The organism is Micromonospora sp. KLBMP9576 (assembly GCF_050941805.1).
GTDB lineage: Bacteria > Actinomycetota > Actinomycetes > Mycobacteriales > Micromonosporaceae > Micromonospora.
The window spans coordinates 6,109,459-6,132,500 of the sequence record NZ_CP194567.1 but is presented as its reverse complement, the minus strand read 5'-3'; the positions used below and the strand labels follow the sequence as shown (position 1 = coordinate 6,132,500).

The following is a 23,042-nucleotide window of genomic DNA, read 5'->3' as shown; positions in this document are numbered from 1 at the left end:
TAGCGAAAGAAGGGTGAGAAACCCTTCCGCCGGATGACCAAGGGTTCCAGGGCCAGGCTAATCCGCCCTGGGTGAGTCGGGACCTAAGGCGAGGCCGAGAGGCGTAGTCGATGGACAACGGGTTGATATTCCCGTACCCGCGAAAGAGCGTCCCTGATGAATCTCGTTGTGCTAACCACCCAAACCAGTTTCGGCCTTCGGGTTGAGGTTGGGGAGCGTGGGAACCTGGCGGGTAGTAGTCAAGCGATGGGGTGACGCAGGAAGGTAGCTGAGCCCGGCCGGTGGTTGTGCCGGGGTAAGCGTGTAGGCCGTACCATAGGCAAATCCGTGGTGCATGAGGCTGAGACGTGATGCCGAGCCGATTCAGGTGAAGTCAGTGATCCTATGCTGCCGAGAAAAGCCTCTAGCGAGTTCTTAGCGGCCCGTACCCCAAACCGACACAGGTGGTCAGGTAGAGAATACCGAGGCGATCGGGCGAACTGTGGTTAAGGAACTCGGCAAATTGCCCCCGTAACTTAGGGAGAAGGGGGGCGGAGACGTGAAGCCCCATGCGGGTGGAGCGTTGTATGGCCGCAGAGAGCAGGGGGAAGCGACTGTTTACTAAAAACACAGGTCCATGCGAAGAAGTAATTCGATGTATATGGACTGACGCCTGCCCGGTGCTGGAACGTTAAGGGGACCTGTTAGCTCTTCGGGGCGAAGCGGAGAACTTAAGCGCCAGTAAACGGCGGTGGTAACTATAACCATCCTAAGGTAGCGAAATTCCTTGTCGGGTAAGTTCCGACCTGCACGAATGGCGTAACGACTTCCCCACTGTCTCAACCACAGGCCCGGCGAAATTGCATTACGAGTAAAGATGCTCGTTACGCGCGGCAGGACGGAAAGACCCCGGGACCTTTACTATAGCTTGACATTGGTATCCGAATTAGTTTGTGTAGGATAGGTGGGAGCCGGTGAAGTCCATACGCCAGTATGGGTGGAGGCAATCTTGAAATACCACTCTGGTTGATTTGGGTATCTAACTTCGGACCGTTATCCGGTTCAGGGACAGTGTCTGGTGGGTAGTTTAACTGGGGCGGTTGCCTCCTAAAAGGTAACGGAGGCGCCCAAAGGTTCCCTCAGCCTGGTTGGCAATCAGGTGTTGAGTGCAAGTACACAAGGGAGCTTGACTGTGAGACTGACAGGTCGAGCAGGGACGAAAGTCGGGACTAGTGATCCGGCACTTGCGAGTGGAAGCGGTGTCGCTCAACGGATAAAAGGTACCCCGGGGATAACAGGCTGATCTTCCCCAAGAGTCCATATCGACGGGATGGTTTGGCACCTCGATGTCGGCTCGTCGCATCCTGGGGCTGTAGCAGGTCCCAAGGGTTGGGCTGTTCGCCCATTAAAGCGGTACGCGAGCTGGGTTTAGAACGTCGTGAGACAGTTCGGTCCCTATCCGCCGTGCGCGTAGGATACTTGAGAAGGGCTGTCCCTAGTACGAGAGGACCGGGACGGACGAACCTCTGGTGTGCCAGTTGTCCCGCCAGGGGCACGGCTGGTTAGCTACGTTCGGAAGGGATAACCGCTGAAAGCATCTAAGCGGGAAGCTTGCTTCAAGATGAGGTATCCCACCCACTTTGTGGGGTAAGGCCCCCAGCTAGACGACTGGGTTGATAGGCCGGAAATGTAAGCCCGGTAACGGGTTCAGTTGACCGGTACTAATAGGCCGAGGACTTGACTACTAAGCTGCTACGCGTCCACTGTGCAACTCTAGACAAACGAACAACACACCCCTGTGTGTGGTGTTGTTTGATATGTCTATAGAGTTACGGCGGTCATGGCGGAGGGGAAACGCCCGGTAACATTCCGAACCCGGAAGCTAAGCCCTCCAGCGCCGATGGTACTGCACTCGGGAGGGTGTGGGAGAGTAGGACACCGCCGGACAACTTTTCGGTTCAGGGTCACCCTTCGGGGTGGCCCTGAACTGCGTTACGGACCCTTTTCACGGCTCACAGGGCCGGAAGAAGGCAGCCGACCCTACGGAGAAACCGAACACCACAAACGGAACACGCCGACCTGTCGACCAGCGGCAAGGACGCGCGGGACCGTCGCGGAGAGGGCGCTGTGCGGACCGTCGTGGAACCCCTGAAGGCCCGGCCGCGGCCTGACGACCAGATGCAGCGGCTGTTCTCCGGTGGCTGGCCGGCCTTCATCGGCGCCGACCGGGAGGCGGGTCGTCATCTTGGCCGCGTACGAGAGGTGTTCGCCGACCTGGAACTGGTGCTGCTCGACGGCGACGACCAGTTGGTGGCCGCGGGATGGGGTGTGCCGATCCGCTGGGACGGCGACCCTGCGCGGCTGCCCGAGGGATACACCGGCTCGCTGCGGCAGGCTCTCAGCGGCCACGACAGCGGCGAGAGCCCCGACACACTGGTGGTGACGGCCGCCCAGGTCCGCCCCGACCTACGCGGCCGAGGGCTGGCCGGTGACCTGCTCACGGCCCTGCGGTCGCTGGCCGAGCAGCGGGGTTGGCCGCGGGTCGTCGCCCCGGTGCGGCCCACGCTCAAGGCCCGCTACCCCCTGACCCCGATCGAGCGGTTCGCCACCTGGACCCGCGAGGACGGCGCCCCGCTCGATCCCTGGGTGCGTACACACTGGCGCCTCGGCGCCCGGCTGATCGCCACGGCACCCCGGTCGCAGACGATGACCGGCACCGTCGCCGAGTGGGAGCAGTGGACCGGCATGGTCCTCCCCGACAGCGGCGACTACGTCATCCCCGACGGGCTCGCCCCGCTGCGGGTCGACCGCGAACTCGACCAGGGCACCTACACCGAACCCAACCTGTGGTTCCGGCACCGGTAGGGCAGGCGTAGGTACCGGCCGTGGCACCCCACGGAGGCCGCCACGCGATGCGCGTACGACAGGGGGAAGCCCCGCCGGCGACCTGGCCGGCGGGGCTTCCCCGAGCGTGGGGTCAGGCGGCCGTCAGGAGGGCTCGGGACCGCAGATGAAGCGCGGCTCGGCGGAGTAGCGCCAGGTGAACTTCTCCCGCTTGACGACCTTGCCGTCCTTCTTGATGACCCGGAAGGCGTCCTGGGTGAAGCCCTGGCTGCCGCTGGCGGGGATGCAGGTCGGGCCCGGTTCCAGGTAGACCGTCTTCGGCTGGGTGATGCCGCGCCGGGGGCCGTACTCGGTCTTCACGCTGTCCCAGATCTTGGTGCTCCAGATCGAGACGGTGATGGAACTGGAGGTGTAGGACGTGTCGATCAGGACGCCGTGCTGGGTGTTGTTGCGGAACTTGAAGTCCAGGTCCGGCCAGAAGATGGTCGACTCGATGACCGCCGGGTACCGGCTGAACCAGTACGAGTGCGGCTTGTGCTCGACGTCCTCCAGCCCGGCGTAGTACGAGGCGTTGAAGAGCGTGGTGGTGAACTGCGAGGTGCCGCCGCCCACCCCCGGGACCAGCTTGCCGTCGAGAATGACCGGCGCGTCCCGGTAGCCCTGGGCGTAGCCGCGCTCGCCGGTGTGCCCGTTGAGCGAGAACGTCTCGCCGGGCAGCACGACCGTGCCGTCCACGTCCTTGGCGATGGTGACGATGTTCTGGCTGCGCGGCGAGGAGAGCCCACCGGTGAACCGCGTGGTGAAGGTGGAGACCCGCTCCTTGATGCCCAGACCGGCCAGCTTCTCGGCGGTCAGCTCCGGCTGCGCCGGCTTCAGCTCGCCGGTGACCCTCCGGTCGTCGGCTTTCGGCAGGACGGAGAGCAGGTCACGGCCGAGGGCCGCGCCGTCGAGCTGCTGCCCGGGCCTGCCGTCGACGACCTTCGGCTTGCCGCCGGAGATGGTCATCCGGGCGTCCCTGGGCGGCTCCTCGATCTTGGTCAGGTCGTCGCCGAGCGCGGTGCGCAGCCGCTTCACGTCGACCTGCGGCGTCAGCTTGCCGGCCTTGTCGGCGGTGAACCGGAGACTGCTCGCGATCGCCTTCGGCGGGATCCGCACCGAGCCCTTGCCGGTGGTCAGCGTGACCGGCGCGGCGACGGCCGGCTTCGCCAACTCGGCGACGAGCCGATCCACCTCCTCGGCGGTGGTCGCCGGGTGCCGCTCGACCAGCGGTACGGTCACCGGCTGGTCGCCCAGCCAGCCCTCGCGTACGGCCTGCGCGGAGCGCTCCGGATCCAGCGCGAGGCTCGGCTTGGGGTGCACCGCCTTCGGCGTGGTGCCCTTCCAGGTGATCGCCGGCATGGTCATCCTGCGGCCCTGGTCGCCGACGATCTTCTCGAGGGCGGCGTCGAGCCGGGCGGCGTCCACGGTCACCACGGGTTGCACCACCCGGGACCCGACGAGCCGGTCGACCGCGTGTGCCTCGGCCTCGGCCGCCGCGGCCACGGTGGCGTCGATGTCGACGGCCAGACCGACGGCGGCGGGGTCGATCGTGGCGCTCCGCTCGCCCACGCGTACCGACAGCGGGGCGGTCAGGGCCGCGGCGCGGCGTTCCAGCTCCGCCCGCAGCTCCCGGGTGGCGTCCGCGCGGCTCCGGCCGCCGAGCTCCGTGCCGAGCACCGTCGTGCCGCGCGGCACGTCACCGGCGTACGTGTAGGCGCCCACCCCCACCACGGAGGCCAGCACCACCGTGGTGACCCCGGCGGCCAGCAGCAGCCGGACCCGGCGCGACCGTGACCCGCCCGAGCCACCCGAACCGGCCGGGCCGCTCGCCGGCACGGCCGGCTCCGGCTCGTCGCCGGGCCAGGTCACAGCCTTGACCCGCACGGTGGGCCGGTCGTCGGCGGGTGGAGTCTTGTCGCCGTACAGCGTCACGGTCACCTCGATCGGACGTGCCACAACGGGGGAGTGCGCCTCCGCCCGGGAAGACAACTACGGTAACCGGCGCTCCGGCGGGACGTGCACCTGCCGCCGCACCGCGTGTCCGGGGACATCAGCCGGTCGTGACGTGACGGTCGGGTGTGACACGGTGGGGACATGCGGGCGGACGAGGCGGTTCTGGCGTACGGGGGCGGTTGGCTGGACCGGACGGGCGGCCTGCGTGACGATCCGGAACGGATCGCCGCGCTGCTCGCGGACCCGGCGAGCACCCTGCTGCCGCTCTGGCGGGACCGCTGCCTGGTGGCCGGCGACGTGCCGGTGCGCCTGACCGGGGACCGGAAGGCCGAGGCGATCGCCGTCGCCGACGAGACCGTCTTCCTGGGCATGGGCGAGGGCTCCGCCGTATTCGCCGTGGACCTCTCCGGGCTGCCCGAGGCCGCCGCCGTCGAGGTGGCGCGGGCGGGTGCCGCCGTGGACGTCCGGGCGTTGGTCGGCCGGCTCGACCCGGCCGAAGCCGCCGTCCAGGCGTACGCCCGGGGGCTGCTGCACTGGCACCGCCAGCAGCGCTTCTGCGGCACCTGCGGGGCACCGACCGTGGCCCGGGGCGGCGGACACGTCCGGTCGTGTGCGCGGGCGGACTGCGGCCGGCTCCTCTTCCCCCGGATCGAACCGGCGGTCATCGTGCTGATCGAGGCGCCCGGGGCCCCGGACCGTTGCCTGCTGGCCCGGCACGCGGGCGCGCCCGAGGGGGCATACTCCACGCTCGCCGGCTTCGTCGAGGTCGGCGAGAGCCTGGAGGACGCCGTCCGGCGGGAGATGGCCGAGGAGGCGGGGGTGACCCTGACCGACGTGGCGTACGTGGGGTCGCAGGCGTGGCCGTTCCCGGCCGGTCTGATGGTCGGCTTCCGGGCCACCGCCACGTCCGAGCAGGTGCGGGTGGACGGCGAGGAACTGTTGGAGGCGCGCTGGTTCACCCGGGACGAGCTGCGCCAGCGGGCAGCGGCGGGCCGGCCGCTGGGCCGCGCCGACTCGATCGACCATCACCTCCTGCGTTCCTGGCTCGCCGCCGGCGACTGACCCGCGCCGCTACGGCGTGCCGGTGTCGCCGGGCGCCGGGGCGCGGAAGGTCAGCCAGGCCATCACCGAGGCCGTCACGACGGCGGTGCCGAGCGCGCAGAGCAGCACGCCCTCGACCGTGCGCGGGGCGACGAGCAGGGCGGCCCCGGCGAGGCCGGCGGTGGCCACCCACAGCGGCGCGGCAGGCCACCGGGCACCCGTCGCCACCCGGTCGTTGACCAGCATGAACACCACCGCGTAGAGGGCGCCGACGGCGGCGAAGAGCGGCGCGACGCCGGCCAGGTGCAGGTAGCCCGCGCCGCCGGCGAGGCGGAACGCCAGCTCGCCGGCGAACCCGGAGGCGCCGACGAGGACCGCCCCGCTGGCCAGGATCAGCGCCAGCGCGGCGATCCGGGCCCGCCGGTCGCCGCGGGCGAGACGGGGCAGCACCAGCACGGTGACCACCTGAGGTGCCCAGAGGGCGCCCTTGGTGAGCACCGACCCGACCGCGTACCCGCCGGAGGCGTCCCCGGAGAGTAGTTGCCGGGCGAGGAGCAGGTCCGCGTACGAGATGGTGAGCATCGCCAGCGACGCGCCGCACGCCGTCATGACGTGCCGGGCGGTGAGGCGGCGCTCCACCGCACCGCCCGGGGCGGGTGCGGTGGCGGGCGCGGCCGGGCGGGCGAGGCGGGCCAGCAGGGGCAGGACGGCCAGCCCGGTGAGCGTGGCGAGCAGCAGGCAGCCCACCGGCCCCCGGCCGAGGGCCAACCCGAGGACGAGCCCGCCGTAGCGGCCGGCGGCGAGCACCGTCATCGCCGTGGACAGGCGCAGGAACCGCTGGTCGCCCTGGAGTTCACCGAGCCACCGGCCGGCCAGCACGGTGGCGAACGTGGTGGCCGCTAGCAGCAGGGTCAGCGCCACCGGAAGCCGCAGCGCCGCGCCGAGCAGCGGTGCGGCCAGCGCCGTCACGCCGGCGGTGAGCGCGGCGGTGCGCACCGCCAGCCGGGTGGTGCCGCCGCCGCCCCACCGGGCGCGGTGCGCGGCCACCGCGATCTGCAGGCCGAAGCCGGGCACCGCCGCGATGGCGGCGAGGGCCAGCACCGTCGCCAGCGCGCCCAGCTCGGCGGGGGCCAGCCGGCGGGCGCCGAGCACCGGAACCAGGTACGCCAGCGCGTTGGTCAGCATGGTGGCGACGGTGACGGCGGCACCCGCCGCACCGAGCCGGATGGCCCCGGCGTCCCTGCCCGTGGTCCGGGTCATGTCACCCCACGTCCCGCTGCTTTCCGCGCTCCCGTCGCACGCGTGCCCCGCCGCGGGCCGTGGCCGGCGGCGCGGCCGGGACCCGGCCCGACCGGGGTGACGGTACCGGTCGGCCGGTCGGCTCGTCAGCCCCGCTGCCGTGCCCCTGCCCACCGGGCCGGAAAACGTCTACTGTGCTGGGCCATGGCGTCGACGCGCGTGGCCTCCGCAGCCACCTCCGGTCTGGCAGCGGTCCTTCCCGAACGGTTCGTCGCGGCCGCGATCCGGCGGGTCTACCCCCGGGTCGAGCCGGAGCTGGCCCGGCTGGCCGGGTTCGTGCCGCGCGGCGGCACGGCCGTGGACGTCGGCGCCTGGTACGGCCCGTGGACGGCGCGGCTGCTGCGGCGTGCCGACCGGGTGGTCGCGGTGGAGCCCACCCCGCCGCTGGCCCGGCAGCTGCGGGCGGCGTTCCCGACCGTCGAGGTGGTGGAGGCGGCCGTGTCCGACCACGACGGCACCGCGTCGCTCTATCTCCCCCCGGGCGGGGCGATCGTCGGCACCTCGTCGCTGGAGGATCCGCGGCAGGGCGACCCGCTGGAGGTGCGGCGGATCACCCTCGACTCGCTCGGCCTGACCGACGTGCGCTTCGTGAAGCTGGACATCGAGGGGCACGAGCTGCCGGCGTTGCGGGGCGCGGCGGAGACGGTCCGCCGGGACCGGCCGGTGCTGCTCATCGAGGTCGAGGAGCGCATCCAGCCGGTGGGCCCGCTGCTGGAACTGCTCGGGGGCTGGGGCTACCGGGGCCACGTGCTGCCGGGGCGGGACTGGGTGCCGCTGGCCGACTTCGACCTCGGCGGTCACCAGCGGGCGGCCATCGCCCGGGTCGGCCAGAGCTTCGCCCGCCGGGTGCTCTGGCCGCGCCCCCGCTACGTCAACTCGGTGCTGTTCCGCCCCGAGTGACGGCACCGCCCCGGCTCACTGCTGCGGCATCGGGGTGCCGACGACGACCTCGTTGGTGCAGACCGTCACGCCGTGGCTCGGTAGGGTCAGCTCGACGGTGTCGCCGCCGCCGGTGAACTCGAAGAAGTACTGGTGCAGGCCCTGCTTGACGGGGAACTCCCGGGACGTGTCGCCGAGCCGGAAGACGGCGGTGGTGTCCGCGGAGCTGAGGTAGCCGACCCGCACCACCCAGAACCAGTCGTCGCGGGGCGCGCTGAGCGGCATCCGTACGGTCCGACCGCCGACGATCTTGTAGCCGCAGCCCTCCTCGGGACCGGGTCGCACGGCCGGGCCCACGACGCGGACCGGCGCGACGTGGCCGCTGGCGTCGAAGATCGAGGGCGCCTCCGCCCCCGGGACGAAGACCGGGCCGTCCGCCATCGCCTGGAAGAACTTCGACTGCCGGTTGTACGGGGCGGAGAGCGCCGGCACCACGTCGCCCGGCACCGGCTGGTCGAGGAAGACCGTCCCGGGCGGGGCGGCGGCCAGCTCGGCCCGCGCCGTCTCCAGGAAGGCCCGGCCCCGCTTCACCGCCCACTCGTCGCCGTAGCGGGCCGTGCTCCAGGCGGCGCCGAGACCCCCGGCGAACAGCACGACGACCAGCACCGTGCTGACCGTCTCGCGGTGCCGGGCCAGCACCGCCGGCGGCGGCGGATCGCCCGCGTCCGGGTCGTCGGGCGTCCCGCCCGCGCCCTCCGGCGGCCGGCCGGCGGCGGGGGCGGCCAGGCCGAGCAGGGCGACGCCGATGCAGAGCGCGGCCACCACGACCACGTCGCTGACGTACCGGGGCACGGTGCCGGCCACGGCGCTGTAGATCGAACCCAGCCGGGTCGCGCCCAGCAGCGCCATGACCAGGACCAGGTACGCCCCGAGCAGCACCCACGCCCGCGCGGCGACGCGACGCATCCGGACGGTCGCCACGACCAGGGCCAGGAAGACGGCCCAGGAGAGCCAGCGAGCCAGCTCCGGCGGGGCGGTGACCGGGGCGCCGTCGTCCGCCGGCATCCACCGCAACGGCCCGCCGAGCAGGCCCGGCACGACCGTCGATCCGATCAACTGCCACAGGAACGACAGCACCTCGCCCAGGGAACCCGGCTGGCGCAGGGACGACTCCGAGCGGGTCAGGTAGAGCCCGGCGAAACCCAGCGACACGGCGGTGAGCACCGCCCACGACGGCCAGTAGCGACGCACCGTCTCCCACACCGCCCGCACCGGTGGACCGCCGACGAGCAGGCACGCGGTGAGCAGGAAGACCAACGGCACCACCAGCAGGGCCTTCTCGAAGAAGAGCAGCCCGAACACCACCGCCGCGCCCAGGCTGACCAGGTGCCGGCGGCGGCCGGTGCGGACGTACCGGAGTTGGGCGCCGACGGCCAGCACCATGGCGATCTGCATCGGCAGCATGTTGACGCCCACCGCCCACCAGGACGTCGCCTCCAGGGTGAGCGGGCTGAACAGGAGGACCGCGAGCGGCACCAGCAGCGCCCAGCCGGGCCGGACCAGGGTGCGCAGCAGCCGGAAGAAGGTCACGGCCAGCACCGCCTGGCCGGCGGTCATCAGCAGGACGTACGGCCAGTAGGCGAGGCCGACCACCCGGGTCACCAGCCAGGTGATCAGCAGGGCCGCCGGCATGAAGTGGTTGTTGTAGAGGGTGAGCAGGAAGCCGGGCGTGAGGTCGGACTCCGCCGCCCGGCTGATCAGCACCCAGTCGTCGACCGCGAGGTGACCCCGGGACGCGAGCTGCGCCCGCCAGGCCACGCTGGCCACGATCAGCACGATGCCGATCGCCCGCACCGGGTCGGCGCGTACCCAGCCGCCGATCAGCCCGCTCTCGTCACGCTGGGCGGTCACCTCGGACCCGGTCGATGCCATGGCGGGAAGACTGCCACACCGCCGGGTGGTGCTCCAATAGGTCGACGGGTGGTCCGGGTGGCGTGCCGTCCGCGTACAGTGGCCGCCACCAGCGCGGCGGTTCGTCGGTGTGGGCAGTGGTGGGGGCGGGCATGCGGGAACGGCTGGTGCCGCACGGCGTGGCCGCCGCCGTGACGGCGCTGGTGCTCGCCCCGCTGGCCCTGCCCGGCTACGTGCTCCGCTACGACATGCTCTTCGTGCCCCGGGCGGTGCTGAGCTGGGAGTCGATCGTCCCGGCCTCGGCGCTGCCCCGGGCCGTCCCGCAGGACGCCGTGGTGGCGCTGGCCGGTCAGGTGGTGCCCGGCTGGCTGCTGCAACGGCTGGTGCTGGTCGCGATCCTGTACCTGGCCGCGCTGGGCGCCGCCCGGTTGGTGCCCACCGACCGGGTCGCGGTGCGGGCCGTTGCCGCTGTCGGGTACGCGTGGACGCCGTACCTGGCCGAACGGTTGCTCGTCGGGCAGTGGGGGCTGCTGATGGCGTACGCCGCGTTGCCCTGGCTGGTGCGGGCGGCGCTCGACGTGCGGGCGGGGCGGTCCGGCGGGCTGCGCCGGCTGCTGCTCGCGGCGGCGGCGTCGGCGATCACGCCGACCGGGGGGATGCTGGCCCTGGTCGTGGTCGCGGTGCTGCTGCCGGGGCGGTATCCGGCGGCGGCCCGGTCGACGTGGCTGGGTGTGGGGCTGACGGTGCTGCTCAACGCGCCGTGGCTGGTGGCGGGCGTCGTCAGTGGCGACGCCGGCCGGTCCGATCCGGCCGGGGTGGCGGCGTTCGCGGCGCGCGCGGAGAACTGGGCCGGTCCGCTGGTGGCGCTGGCGGGCACCGGCGGGATCTGGAACGCGCAGACCACCCCCGCGTCCCGGGCGGTGGTGCTGGTGCCGGTGGCCACCGTGCTGCTGCTGGCCGTGGCGGGGTACGGCGTGCCGCTGCTGCGGCGGCGCTGGCCGTCGGTCGCCGGCCGGTTCGGTGCGCTCGCGGCCGGTTCGTGGCTGGCGGCGGCGCTCGGGGTGCTGCCCGGCGGCGCGGAACTGCTCGGCTGGCTGGTCGCCGCCGTGCCCGGCGCCGGCCTGGTCCGCGACGGGCAGAAGCTGCTGGTGCCGTACGCGCTGGCGCTGGCGGTCGCCGGCGCGCTCGGCGCGGAGCGGCTCGCGGGGCGGCTGGCGGACCGTTTCGACGCGACGACGGCGGGGGTGGTGCTGGTCGGGGCGGCGCTGCTGCCGGTGGCGCTCCTGCCCGACCTGGCCTTCGGCGGCGCCGGCCGGCTGCGGCCGGTGCACTGGCCGGCGGACTGGGCGACGGTGGCCGGGCTGACCGCCGGTCGGCCCGGGGAGGTGGTCTCGCTGCCGTTCCAGGAATACCAGAGCCACCCCTGGAACCACGGCCAGGTGGTGATCGACCCGGCACCCCGGTATCTCGCCGTGCCGGTGCTGATCGACGACACGCTGCGGGTCGGCGGGCTGGCGGTGACCGGCGAGGATCCGCGCGCCGCCCGGGTGCGGGAGGTGCTCGCCGCCGGCGCGCCCCTGTCGACCACGGGTGCGCGGTGGGTGCTGGTGCAGCGGGCGGCCGGCCCGGCGCCGCACCCGGCGACGCTGGCCGGGTTGCGGACCGTCCACGCGGGACCGGAGCTGACCCTCTACGAGAACCCGCACTGGTCGCCGCCGCCGACGTCGGCGCGGTCCGGGCCGGTGGGGTTGGCCCACCTGTCGGCCGCGGCGGTGGTGATGATGATCGTTCTTTCGGGCGCTGCGCGGGCAGGCTACCGCGTGGTAGCGTCCCGGCACGCGAGTCCCGCGGAAGGAGAAGGTGGATGAGAAACCTACCCGCGTTCGTCGCCGTCGGGGTGCTCGGGGTCGTGCTCGGCCTGCTCGGGAGCGTCGGACTGGCGAATGTGCTGAGCCCGTCCGCCCAGGAGGCCGCCAACAGCACCACGGTGAGTGAGCAGGGGACCGAGGCTCCGCTGTACGGCACGCGCTGAACCACCACCCGAAAGGCACCCGCGACGCGGGTGCCTTTCGTCGTTCCCGGCTCAGCCGCGGGCGGCCACCTGCGTCACCAGGCGGGCGAAGCGGGCACCGGTCGCCGCCCAGGTGAAGCGGGCCGCGTGCGTCAACGCGGCCTCGCCCATCGCCTTGCGCCGCACGTCGTCGGCCAGCAGTTCGCGTACGACGTCGGCGAACTGCGCCTCGTCGTCGACGAGCAGGCCGGTCTCGGCGTCGACCATCGCCTCCGCCACGCCCCCGGCGTAGCGGAAGGCCACCGTCGGGGTGCTGCGGGCGGCGGCCTCCACGATGGTCAGCCCCCACCCCTCCTTGAGCGAGGGGGTGAGCGCGACCCACGCCGAGCAGAGCGCCGCGTGTTTCTCCGCCTCGCTGATGAAGCCGGTGAACCGGACGTGGCCCGCGATGCCCAACGATTCGGACAGCTCCCGTAGCGGCTGCTCCCACCAGCCGTGGCCGGCCACCACCAGCTCCAGCTCGGGCAGCTCGGCGACCAGCCCGGCAACCGTGCGCAGGGCGATCTCCACCCGCTTGTGCGGCACCAACCGGCCGAGCACCAGCAGCGACGGGTGTGCCGTGCGCGGCAGTGACGGGCCGGTCACCGGCGGCGTCCCGTTCGGCACCACGTCGATGCGGTCCGCGTCGACCCCCAGGGCGGCCAGCTCCGCCCGGCTCGCCTCGGAGACTGTCACGTAGCGGCAGCGGCGGTAGAGCCGGACCGCCAACCACGACTCGATCCACCAGCCCAGCCGGGCCATCCACGGGCCGAAGACCACCGGCCACTGCTCCCGGTGCACGTGGTGCACCAGGGCGAGCACCGGGCGGCCGGCGTAGAGGGGGGCGAAGAACGGCACCCCGTTGCAGACGTCCACGACCACGTCCGGCCGGCCCAGGCCGCGCCGGCTCAGCGGGCCGAGACCGAGCCGCCCGGCGAGGCAGGTCAGCGCCGCCCGCGCGTAGACCGTCATCCGGGAACCGCGCCGCAGCACGCGTACGCCCTCGGGGGTCGTCGCGGCCGGGCCGCCGTTGTCGTGTGCCGCGCAGAGCAGCGTGACCCGGTGGCCGGCGGCGACGAGTTCGGCGGCGATGCTCTCGACGTAGACCTCCGAGCCGCCACCCTCCGGATTGGCGGTGTCGCGCCAGTTGAGGAACAGGACGTGGCGCGAGGGGGTGCCGGAGATGTCCACGCTGCTCCTACCGAGGAGTAACTGAGCACGATCGCGCCACCTTAGGGCGACGTGGGTCACATTCGCAATGGGTGCTCCGCCGGTGGCAGGCCGGGGACGCCTGCCCGTACGGGGGGTTTGCCGGCGGCGGGAAACCTTGGCAGGGTGTGCAGCGCGACCGCGTACGGTGTCCGGCGTCACCCGGCGCGGGGCGGCGCTGCCCGCGGCCGGACGACCGGCGTTCCCGGTGACGACGAGGAGGTGAGCGGCCGTGCTGCGCGACGGTTCCGCAGCGCTGCGGCGTCTGTTCCGGCGGTCGCCGGTGGTGCTGCTCAGCGCGGCGCTCGCCCTGCTGCTGGCCGGCTGGGCCACTGTGGCGTACGTGCGGTCGGACCGGGCCGTCCCGGAGTGCCGGGACCGGGCCCGGCTGCGGGTGGCCGCGGCCCCGATGGTCGCGCCGGCCCTGGACCGGATCGTGCGGGCCAGCGTCGGCGCCCAGCCCTGCGTCTCGATCGAGGTCCGCGCCCGGGATTCCGCAGCCGTCGCCACTGAGGTGGCCAATGGTGTGGACGTCGCCGACGCCTGGGTGCCGGAGTCCACGTTCTGGTTGCGCCGGGCCCGTGCCGCCGGCGCGTTCGAGGTGCCGGCCGAGGGCACGTCGGTGGCGAGCACCCCCGTCGTGCTGGCGGTGACCGAGCCGCTGGCCCGCCGGCAGGGGTGGCCGGCGAAGCCGCTGACCTGGCGGTCCCTGATCGGCCCGAAGGCCCGCGGCGTCCAGGTGGGACTGCCCGACCCGGCCGTCGACCCGGCCGGTGTCGGGGCGGTGCTAGGGGTGCGCGCACTGGCCACCGGCGAGCGCGACCCCGCCGGGTCGGTCGCGGCGGTGCTGCGCCGCCTCGCCGACCGGACGTTCACCCCCGGCCCCGGCGGAAGCCTGCCAGCCGGAGCGGGGCTGCCGGGCGGGGTCGACGCGGTGGCGATCGGCGAGCAGGCCGTGCTCGGGCACAACGCGCTGGCGGGCGGCGGCAAGCTCGTCGCCGCGTACCCGGAGGTCGCGGTCCCCGCGCTGGACCTGCCGTACGTGGTGCTGCCCGCCGCCCGTGGCCCCGTCCGCGACGCCGCCGGTGGCTTCCTCGCGAACCTGCTCACCGTGGCGGCCCGGGAGGCGCTCAGCGGGTACGGCTTCCGCACCGCCGCCGGCTTCCCGCCGGCGGTGCCCCGCGACGGCCGGCTGTCGCCGGAGGTACGCGAACCGGCGCCGCTGCCCGCCGAGGAGACCGTCACCGAGGTGCTGACGGGCTGGAGTGGCGTGCAGCGCAGCGCCCGCATCCTCACCGTGCTCGACATCTCCGGCTCGATGGCGGCCCAGGTGCCCGGCTCGGCCGAGACCCGGCTCAGCGCCACGCTCAAGGCCGCCCAGGAGGGCTCCGGTCTGCTGCTCGACAACAGCGAACTCGGGGTGTGGGTCTTCTCCACAAAGGTCGACGGCGACCTCGACCACCGGGAGATCCTGCCGGTCGGGCCGCTGGGCGCGCGGCGGCAGCGGCTGGCCGAGCGGCTGGCCGCCGTGCGGGTGAAGCCCCGGGGCGGCACCGGCCTGTACGACACGACGCTGGCCGCGTACCGGGACGCCCGGCGGAACTGGACGCCCGGCCGGATCAACCTGGTGCTGATCATGACCGACGGGCGTGACGAGGACGAGGCGACCGTCGGCCGCTCCAGGCTGCTGGCCGAGTTGGCGGCCCTGCAGGACCCGCGCCGGCCGCTGCCGATCGTCTTCATCGGACTGGGCCGCGACGTCGACCCGGACGAGTTGAGGACGATCGCCGAGGTCACCGGCGGTCAGGTGTTCCGCACCGAACAGCCAAGCGGGATCCGGCAGATCTTCTTCTCCGCGCTCGCCGACCTGAGCTGCCTGCCCCCGGAGTGCCAGCGGTGAGCCCGGTGCGCGGCCTCGTCCGGTCGGTGCGCGCGGCCCCGGGCACGGCCCTGTCGCTGCTGCTGCTCACCGTGCTCGCCTTCGTGCAGCGGCCCGGCCAGGTCACCTTCGACACCAAGCTCGACCTCGCCGCCAACCCGGTGCACTTCATGGCCCGCTCGCTGCACCTGTGGAACCCGGAGGCCACCTCGGGGGAACTGCAGAACCAGGCGTACGGCTACCTGTTCCCGATGGGGCCGTTCTTCGCCGGCGGGCAGCTGCTGGGCGTACCGCCGTGGATCACCCAGCGGCTGTGGACGGCGTTGCTGCTCGCCGCCGCGTTCTACGGCCTGCTGCGGTTGGCCCGGGCGCTGGGCGTCGGCACCGAACCGACCCGGTACGCGGCGGCGCTCGGCTACGCGCTGGCCCCCCGGATCCTCACCGAGATCGGTGCGCTCTCCTCCGAGACGCTCTCCGCCGCGATGCTGCCCTGGGTGTTGCTGCCGCTGGTCCTCGTGCGCCGGATCGGGTCCCCGCGCAGGGCGGCCGCGCTCTCCGCGCTGGCCGTGCTCGGCATGGGCGGGATCAACGCGGCGGTGGTGCTGCTCGTCCTGCTGCTGCCCGGCGTCTGGCTGCTGACCCGCCGCTGGGACCGCGAGCACCTGCGGCTGGTGGGCTGGTGGTGCCTCTGCGTCGTCGGGGTCTGCCTCTGGTGGATCGTGCCGCTGCTGCTGCTCGGCGAGTACAGCCTGCCGTTCCTCGACCACATCGAGTCGTCCACCACCACGACGGCGGTGGCGTCGCTCTTCCAGGCGGTGCGCGGCACCAACCAGTGGGTCGCGTACATGGTGCAGGGCGACCCGTGGTGGCCGGCCGGCTGGCTGCTGATCGACGAGCCGGTGCTGATGACGCTCACCGCGGTGATGGCGCTGGCCGGGCTGGCCGGGCTGGCCGGCAACCTGATGCCGCAGCGGCGGTTCCTGGTGCTGGGCTTCCTCACCGGGCTGACCCTGCTCACCATGGGCTACGTCGGCAGCCTGGACAGCCCGCTCTCGGCGCAGGTGCGGGACCTGCTGGACGGCCCGCTCGCGCCGTTTCGCAACGTGCACAAGCTGGACCCGGTGCTGCGGCTGCCGCTGATGCTCGGCTTCGCGCACGGCGTCGACGCGTGGGTCACCCGGCTGCACCGGGCCACCGTCCGCCGCCGCCCCGCCCTCAGGTTGCGTCCGCTGCTGTTCGTGCCGGTGCTGCTGCTGGTGCTGGGGGCCGCCGCGCCGGCCTGGCTGGGCCAGTTGCGGCCGGGGCCGGGCTGGTCGGACCTGCCGCCGCACTGGCGGGCGGCGGCGACGTGGCTGGCCGAACGGGACGCCGTGGCCCGCACCCTGATGGTGCCGGGCTCCGGCTTCGGCCAGTACGAGTGGGGACGGTCCGTCGACGAGCCCCTGCAGGCCCTGGCCGGCGCGCCCTGGGCGGTGCGCTACCAGATCCCGCTGGGCTCGGCCGGCAACACCCGGATGATGGACACCGTCGAGTCCGTCCTGTCCCACGGTCGGGGCTCGACCGGCCTGGCCGACTTCCTGGCCCGGTCGGGGTTCCGGCACGTGCTGCTGCGCAACGACCTCGACCGTACGCAGGTGGAGGCGCCGCCGGTGGCGGTGCTGCGCCGGGCGCTCGCCGCCTCGCCGGGCATCACGCGGGTGGCGACCTTCGGCAGCACCAGCTCCTTCGGCCGCACGCCGGGCAGCCCCGTCGACGAGGCCACCGGCCCGCTGCCGGCCATCGAGGTGTACGAGGTGCAACGCCCGGTGCCGGCCGCCTCGGCGGTGCTCGCCGCCGACGTGCCGACGGTCAGCGGCGGACCGGAGTCGCTGCTGCCGCTGCTGGAGCAGGGGCTGGTGGAACGGGACCGGCCGGTGGTGCTGGCCGGCGACCGGGCCGGTTTCCGCGACGGCGGCGACGGGCCGTGGATCGTCACCGACGGGCTGCGCCGCCGGGAGCGCGACATCGGCCGGGTCCGGGACAACCTCAGCCAGACGTTGACGGCGGACGAGGCGGGCCGCCAGGGCCGGGTCGCCCTGGACCTGCTGCCGTTCCCCGGCGACGAACACCAGACGGTCGCCACCTACCAGGGCGTACGCCGGGTGACGGCCTCCACGGCGGCCAGTTTCGTGGCCAACCTGTCGGCGGCGGACATGTCGTACCTGCCCTTCGCGGCGGTCGACGGCGACGACCGCACCGCCTGGCGGTCCGCGCCGCTGGCCGGGCCGGTCGGCCAGTGGGTCGAGGTGGACCTGGACACCCCGCGCGCGGTCGACCGCGTCACGCTGGCCTTCGTCGACGACCTCGGCGTGGGGTGGCCGGTGACCCGGTTCCGGCTCACCACGGACCGGGGGTCGGTGGACCACGAGGTCGCCCGCACGTTGGGCGCGCACGCCTACTACGTGCTGCCGGGCTCCACCAGCCGGGTGCGGGTCACGGTCCTGGCGGTGGCCGGTGGGCGGCTCGACGGCGGGGTCGGCGTCCGCGAGCTGACCATCCCCGGCACCACCGCGCGCCGGGCGCTGCGCACCCCCGCCGACGTGCCGGCGGGCTTCGCCGGCCCGGTCGCCTGGTCGTTCAGCCGGGGGCCGGCCGACCGGCCCGCCTGCTTCCCGGTCGCCGCCGACTCCGGCTCGGACGCGGCACCGGCCACGGGCTCCGGCCCGCGGCCGGCCGGGACGGTGATCCGGTGTGACCGGTTCCTGGCCCGCGTCGGCGAGGAACCGCTCGGCGTGGACCGGCTCTTCGACAGCGCGACACCGGGGACGTTCCGGTTGGCCCTGACCGCCGTGCCCCGGGCGGGCGGCCGGTGGACGCTGCCCGGGGTGCCGGTGCGGGCCGACGCCTCCTCCCACCTGGCCGGCGACCCGGCCGTGGCCGCGTACGCGGCGGTCGACGGCGATCCGGGGACGGCCTGGCTGGCCGACACCGGCGACCTGCTGCCCACCCTGCGGCTGAGCTGGTCGGGGCCGCGACGCATCTCCGAACTGCGGCTGCTTCCGGCGGAGCTGCCCGTCGGCTCCCTGCCGGAGTCGGTCGAGGTGCGCACCCCCGGTGCCGAACGGGTGCTGCCGGTCGGCGCCGACGGCGTGGTCCGGTTCCCAACGGTGCGGACGGACCGGATCGAGATCGTGGTGCGCGGCTCCGCGGAGCGGGTGGCCGACCGGCGCGGCAACGGGTGGACGGCGACCCCCGGCATCGCCGAGGTGCGCATCCCCGGCCTGGACGGCCTGCTCCGCCCGCTCACCGGCACGACGCGCGTCGTCGAGCCGTGCGGCTCGGGGCCCACCGTCGAGCTGGACGGGCTTCGCCATGACACGTCCGTCGCCGGCACCCTCGCCGACGTGCTCGCCGGCCGGCCGCTGCCGGTCACCGTCTGCGGTGGCACCGGCGCGGTGGTGGACCTGCCGGCCGGCCGGCATCGCCTGGCGACCACGCCGTCGGCCGGCTTCGTCGTGCAGGACGCGGCGTTGCGTCCGGAGGCGGCGCCCGCCGCGCCCCGGCATCGCGACGTGACCGTGCTCGCCTGGGAACCGACGGACCGGCGGGTGCGGGTCGCCGCCGGCGAGGAGGCGTTGCTCGTGGTGCCGGAGAACGCGAACGCCGGCTGGACGGCCACCGTGGCGGGTCGGCCCCTGCGGAGCACCCGGGTCGACGGCTGGCAGCAGGCGTGGGTGCTGCCAGCCGGTGGGGGCGGGGAGGTCCGCCTGGTGTTCACCCCGGACGGGACGTACCGGGGCGGGCTGGCCGCGGGGGCGGTGACGGTGCTCGGGGTGCTGCTGCTGGCGGTCCTGCCGGTACGCCGCCGGGTGCCGGCCGCCGTCGCCCCGGCCCCGCCGGACGTGCTCCCGGCCGAGGGCCCCGCCTGGGTTGCCGGCGTCCTGCTGGTGGTGCTGCTCGCCGCGCTGGGCGGCGTGCTGCCGGTGGCCGTCGTGCTGGCCGCGATGCTGCTGCGGCAGTTCGTCCGCCGGGCGCTTCCGGTGGTGGTGTTAGGCGCGCTGACCGTCGCCACCGTGACGTCCGTGGCGGGGCGGTTGCGGGGCCACGGGCAGGAGTGGGCGTACGGCCCGTGGGTGCAGGGCGCGATGCTCGTCGCCGTCGCCGCGGTGGTCGCCGGGGTGCTTCCCGTGCCCGGTGTCCCGCCGGATCCGCCGGGCGGCGGGGGCGGGCGGCCGACCAAGGATCTCGACGAGGAAGGGACGGCGGCATGAGGGGTGCGGCGCACGACGGGGCCGGTGGGCGGGCGGCCCCGCGCCGGTTCGCCACGCTGGGCCGGTCGGTGGCCCTGTTCCGGGCCTTCCTGGTCGAACAGAGCGACCCGGACCGCTTCTACGGCCTGCTCGCCGACGATTCCGTACGCCAGGTGTCCGGTTACGCGGCGCTCGCGGGACGGACGGTGCTCGACGTCGGCGGCGGTCCCGGCTACTTCGCGGCGGCCTTCCGCGCCGCCGGGGCCCGTTACGTGGGACTCGACCCCGACGTGGGTGACTTCTCGGCGGCCGGGGAGCAGATCGCCGGCATGTTGCGGGGCAGCGGCACCGCCCTGCCGGTCCGTTCCGGCGGTGTCGACGTCACGTTCTCGTCCAACGTGCTCGAACACGTCTCGGAGCCGACCCGGATGCTCGACGAGATGGTCCGGGTGACCCGGCCGGGCGGGGTGCTCTTCGTGTCGTTCACCCCGTGGCTCTCGCCGTGGGGCGGGCACGAGACCGGCCCGTGGCACTACCTCGGCGGCGATCGGGCCCGGCGGCGCTACCAGCGCCGCCACGGTCGGCCCCCGAAGAACCGGTTCGGGGAGACGCTCTTCGCGACCTCGATCGCCCAGACGCTGCGGTGGGCCCGGGACAACGACGCGGTGGAGTTGCTGGACTACCTGCCGCGCTACCACCCGTGGTGGGCCCGCTGGGTCATCCGGCTGCCCGGTGTCCGGGAGGTCGTGGCATGGAACTTCCTGCTCGTTCTGCGCCGCGCCGGGGCGGATGCGGGCGGCACGGTGGAAAAAACAGAGCTGACCGGGGGTCGCGTGGCTATGTGACTAGGTAGTAACCTCGCGGCCAACTCATCGACAGCGGCGAAACTGAGCTCCTCCAGGGAGGAAACATGAAGCACCGCGCCATAGGTGCCGTGCTGTTCGGCGGCGGCGCACTGCTCCTGGCGCTTGCCGCCGGGCTTGTGTTCGTGGTCAAGCCTGCGATGGCCAAGCTGCCCTACGATCTGGAGGCGTCGACCTCGGTCGCCGAGGCGCGGGGCGCGACCTTCCTCCAGATCACCAACGGCACCATCGCGATCAACCGTGCCGACCTGAGGTCCACCGTCCGGGTGTCGCCCAATGCGAAGACGACCGATGAGCTCTCCGGTGACCTCGACGGCAAGGCCGTCGTCTGGCAGGTCGGGCAGACCGTGGAGCGCACGGACACCAAGGAGCTGATCAACGCCTACGGCGCGGCGCTGGCGCTCGACCGGGTTTCCGGTGCCGCGCTCGGCTGGAACGGCCAGTACCTCGACGACACCGGTACGCGGGAGAAGGTGCAGTTCTCCGGCCAGATGTACAAGTTCCCGTTCGGCGCGGAGAAGAAGACCCACGAGATCTACGACCGTGACCTGCGTGCCGTGCGACCGGCGCAGTTCAAGGGCACCGAGGACGTCAAGGGCATCGAGTCCTACCGCTACGAGCAGGTGATCACCGACGAGCAGCTCAACCTGCCGGCGGAGCGGGTCTCGCTGCTGCTCGCCCCGCTGGCGCCGGGCGCGACGTCCGGCCGGGTCGTCTACAGCAACACGCGGACCGTCTGGATCGACCCGGTGACCGGGTCGTTCCTCAAGGTGCGTGAGGTCCAGCGCAAGACCCTGATGCCGGACGTCGGCGCGCCGGCGACGCTGCTGGATGCCGACTTCTCGTACACCGAGGACACTGTCGCCGCCTCGGTGAAGCGGGCGGAGGAGAGCCGGCGGAGCCTGACCATGCTCAGCGTGTACGCGCCGGTCGGCCTCGCCCTGCTCGGCCTGGTGCTGCTGGCGGCCGGTCTGCTGGTGGTGCGGCGCGGCGAGGGTCGGGTGGCTACGGACGCCCGGCACCGGGTCGACGCCACCGCCGAGCAGCCGACCGTCGCGGACCGCGACGCGGTCCCGGCATCGGCGGACCGGCGTGCCGACGGTCCGTCGGTGCCGGGTCAGCGACCTGCGCCCGGCGAGGTGGACCAGCGCTGACCGTGCGGTGAGTGGGACGCGAAGGGGCGGGCCGGATGGGCCCGCCCCTTCGGCGTCTCCGCATCCGACGCCGCCGTTATCAAATCGTGATACATGGATGTGCTGATACCGAAGGTGATCGATGTCCGCCGGATCGCTCGATTTGCGGGCTTCGTCCCCCGGCGCGGGCCACTTTCCGTGACGCTGCGGCCCTGCCGGGTGAACCGGCTGTTACCGGCGGGTAGTCCGGGTCTTGTGACCCGCGCGCCACGGGGGCAGCATCATCGGCAGTTCGCTACCCGCCGGTAATGGGGCGAGGGTCGAGGTGCCGCCCGTCGGCGACCGGCCGCCCGCGCGACACCCCCTGAGGAGGAACCGTGCACGATCGGTTCGACCACCAGGGCCGGACCCGGGAGGCGCGGCGCGGCCTGCTCCGGGAGCAGCCGCCGGCGGCTGCCGGGCCGCGCGATCCCCGAACGTACGCGGCGCTCGCGGTGCTGCTCGGTCTTGCCGCCGCGATGGCCCTCGTCGCGCCCGGCCTGGCGCCGGTGCACGCCGCCCCACAGGCGTCGGCGCCGGCCTGCCCGACCGCGATCCCCACCCCGACCGCGATCCCCACCCCCACCGCGACGCCTGCCCCGACCGCGACCCCCACCGCGAGCCCCGCCCCGGCCGCGACCTCCACCCCGAGCGGGCCGCCGCCCTCGCGGCCGGGACCGACCGACGCGCCGAGCCCGACGCCGGTCAGCGCGCCCCCGGCCCCGGCCGGCCCGACGGCGGCGACGCCGTCGCCGTCGGCTCCGGCCAGGGCGGTGCCGGTCCAGGCCGGTCCGGTCCGGCCCCCGTCGGCGGCTGTCGGGCGCATCGTCGTCACTGACGTCGCGTACCACGTCGGGGACCTGTTCGGCGGTGGTCGCAGCGACGGCGAGGAGCGCGCGGCGGCGGTGCCGGTCGCGCCGGGCGCCGGCCCCTCGGCCGCCCCGGCCGCGCCGGCCGTGCCGACCGTCGACCCTTCGGCCACGCCGACCGCCCGCGCCTCGGCCACGCCGACCGCCCGCGCCTCGGCCGCGCCGACCGCCTCGGCCCCGCCGACCACCGCCGGCCCCACGGTGGAGCCGAGCGTCCGCCCCACGGCCACCGGCCCGTCCGGTGGCCCGTCGCCCACGCCCGGGGCGTGTGCCCCCGCCAGCCCGGAACCCGACCGCCCCGGGGACGTGGTGCCGGGCAGGCCGCTGCCGCGGATCCCGGCCGATCCCGGGCAGCCGTGGGTGGCGCCGGTCCCGTCCGAGCTCACCGCTTCGAAGGTGACCATGACGCGGCTGCGGTTCGAGGGCATCGTCGATCTGCCCACGGCCGGGGGCAGCCTCAGGGCGTTGAAGTTCACGATGGACCAGGCGGTGAACGACGACTTCCTGCTCCGCTCGCCGGCGTCCAACGGGCGGACGTCGCGGTTGGCCACCGAGCAGTTGACGGTGAGCGGGGACGTCGCCTTCTATGCCACCCGGTTCGTCGGGCGGCTCATCGGTGTCAAGATCACGCTGACCCCGGAGCTGCCGTTCCCCGACGGGCTCCCGATCACGTCGCCGGTGCCGATCGCCTTCACCGACGTGGTCATGGACCTGGCCTTCGTCAGCAGCGACGCGCTGACCGCCTCGTCGGGGCTGAAGCTGACCCTCCCCTGAACCGCCCCCGCGCGACGCGAGTGCGGGGCCGCATACCTGAGCCACCCGCGCC

14 protein-coding genes and 2 rRNA genes (1 of these 16 running past the window's edge) are annotated in these 23,042 nt (G+C 73.6%); 12 read left to right on the top strand and 4 right to left on the bottom strand.

Annotated features, from left to right (window positions below; genetic code table 11):
- The 3 genes from ACQ452_RS27340 to ACQ452_RS27330 form a co-directional block, all read left to right on the top strand.
- Positions 1–1,724, top strand: a 23S ribosomal RNA gene (locus tag ACQ452_RS27340) (it extends 1,383 nt beyond the left edge of the window).
- Between the two features lie 85 nt (positions 1,725–1,809).
- Positions 1,810–1,926: ribosomal RNA gene (gene rrf, locus ACQ452_RS27335) — 5S ribosomal RNA — on the top strand.
- A 180-nt stretch (positions 1,927–2,106) separates the two neighbouring features.
- Entirely contained in the window at positions 2,107–2,844 is a 738-nt protein-coding gene (locus tag ACQ452_RS27330; RefSeq protein ID WP_433388547.1) for a hypothetical protein, read from the top strand.
- Positions 2,845–2,967: 123 nt separating this feature from the next.
- Here ACQ452_RS27330 and ACQ452_RS27325 read toward each other — a convergent pair whose 3' ends face one another.
- Entirely contained in the window at positions 2,968–4,800 is a 1,833-nt protein-coding gene (locus ACQ452_RS27325; RefSeq protein WP_433394445.1) for a VanW family protein, read from the bottom strand.
- Positions 4,801–4,956: 156 nt separating this feature from the next.
- On the opposite strand from ACQ452_RS27325, the gene nudC reads away from it, so the two are divergent.
- Positions 4,957–5,877: an NAD(+) diphosphatase gene (gene nudC, locus ACQ452_RS27320; protein ID WP_433388545.1), complete on the top strand. Its 921-nt coding sequence runs from the start codon at positions 4,957–4,959 to the stop codon at positions 5,875–5,877.
- Between the two features lie 9 nt (positions 5,878–5,886).
- Here the strand turns inward: nudC and ACQ452_RS27315 are convergent, their stop codons facing one another.
- Positions 5,887–7,116, bottom strand: coding sequence for a polysaccharide biosynthesis protein (locus tag ACQ452_RS27315; protein WP_433388544.1), 1,230 nt, complete (start codon positions 7,114–7,116; stop codon positions 5,887–5,889).
- Positions 7,117–7,299: 183 nt separating this feature from the next.
- On the opposite strand from ACQ452_RS27315, the gene ACQ452_RS27310 reads away from it, so the two are divergent.
- Positions 7,300–8,055, top strand: a complete 756-nt coding sequence (locus ACQ452_RS27310; protein WP_433388542.1) for an FkbM family methyltransferase — start codon at positions 7,300–7,302, stop codon at positions 8,053–8,055.
- A gap of 15 nt (positions 8,056–8,070) precedes the next feature.
- On the opposite strand, the gene ACQ452_RS27305 is transcribed toward ACQ452_RS27310, so the two are convergent.
- Complete coding sequence (locus tag ACQ452_RS27305; RefSeq protein WP_433388541.1) at positions 8,071–9,966, bottom strand: hypothetical protein; 1,896 nt, start codon at positions 9,964–9,966, stop codon at positions 8,071–8,073.
- Between the two features lie 107 nt (positions 9,967–10,073).
- Between ACQ452_RS27305 and ACQ452_RS27300 the strand changes: the two genes are divergently transcribed.
- Positions 10,074–11,813, top strand: a complete 1,740-nt coding sequence (locus tag ACQ452_RS27300; protein ID WP_433388540.1) for a hypothetical protein — start codon at positions 10,074–10,076, stop codon at positions 11,811–11,813.
- Positions 11,810–11,977, top strand: coding sequence for a hypothetical protein (locus tag ACQ452_RS27295; RefSeq protein WP_433388538.1), 168 nt, complete (start codon positions 11,810–11,812; stop codon positions 11,975–11,977). Before ACQ452_RS27300 ends, ACQ452_RS27295 begins: the two co-directional genes overlap by 4 nt.
- A 51-nt stretch (positions 11,978–12,028) precedes the next feature.
- Here ACQ452_RS27295 and ACQ452_RS27290 read toward each other — a convergent pair whose 3' ends face one another.
- Positions 12,029–13,186 carry a glycosyltransferase family 4 protein gene (locus ACQ452_RS27290; RefSeq protein ID WP_433388536.1) on the bottom strand — a complete coding sequence of 386 codons (1,158 nt, stop codon included), beginning with the start codon at positions 13,184–13,186 and terminating at the stop codon, positions 12,029–12,031.
- Between the two features lie 250 nt (positions 13,187–13,436).
- On the opposite strand from ACQ452_RS27290, the gene ACQ452_RS27285 reads away from it, so the two are divergent.
- From ACQ452_RS27285 to ACQ452_RS27265, 5 genes are all read left to right on the top strand, one after another.
- A complete protein-coding gene (locus ACQ452_RS27285; RefSeq protein ID WP_433388534.1) occupies positions 13,437–15,104 on the top strand; it encodes a substrate-binding and VWA domain-containing protein in 1,668 nt (555 codons plus the stop codon).
- Complete coding sequence (locus tag ACQ452_RS27280) at positions 15,101–19,333, top strand: alpha-(1->3)-arabinofuranosyltransferase domain-containing protein (protein WP_433388533.1); 4,233 nt, start codon at positions 15,101–15,103, stop codon at positions 19,331–19,333. The genes ACQ452_RS27285 and ACQ452_RS27280 overlap by 4 nt, the downstream gene beginning before the upstream one ends.
- Positions 19,330–20,157 carry a class I SAM-dependent methyltransferase gene (locus ACQ452_RS27275; RefSeq protein ID WP_433388531.1) on the top strand — a complete coding sequence of 276 codons (828 nt, stop codon included), beginning with the start codon at positions 19,330–19,332 and terminating at the stop codon, positions 20,155–20,157. The genes ACQ452_RS27280 and ACQ452_RS27275 overlap by 4 nt, the downstream gene beginning before the upstream one ends.
- Before the next feature lie 65 nt (positions 20,158–20,222).
- Positions 20,223–21,329, top strand: coding sequence for a DUF3068 domain-containing protein (locus tag ACQ452_RS27270; protein ID WP_433388529.1), 1,107 nt, complete (start codon positions 20,223–20,225; stop codon positions 21,327–21,329).
- 356 nt (positions 21,330–21,685) lie between these two features.
- Positions 21,686–22,990: a hypothetical protein gene (locus ACQ452_RS27265; protein WP_433388528.1), complete on the top strand. Its 1,305-nt coding sequence runs from the start codon at positions 21,686–21,688 to the stop codon at positions 22,988–22,990.
- The last annotated feature ends 52 nt before the right edge of the window (positions 22,991–23,042 follow it).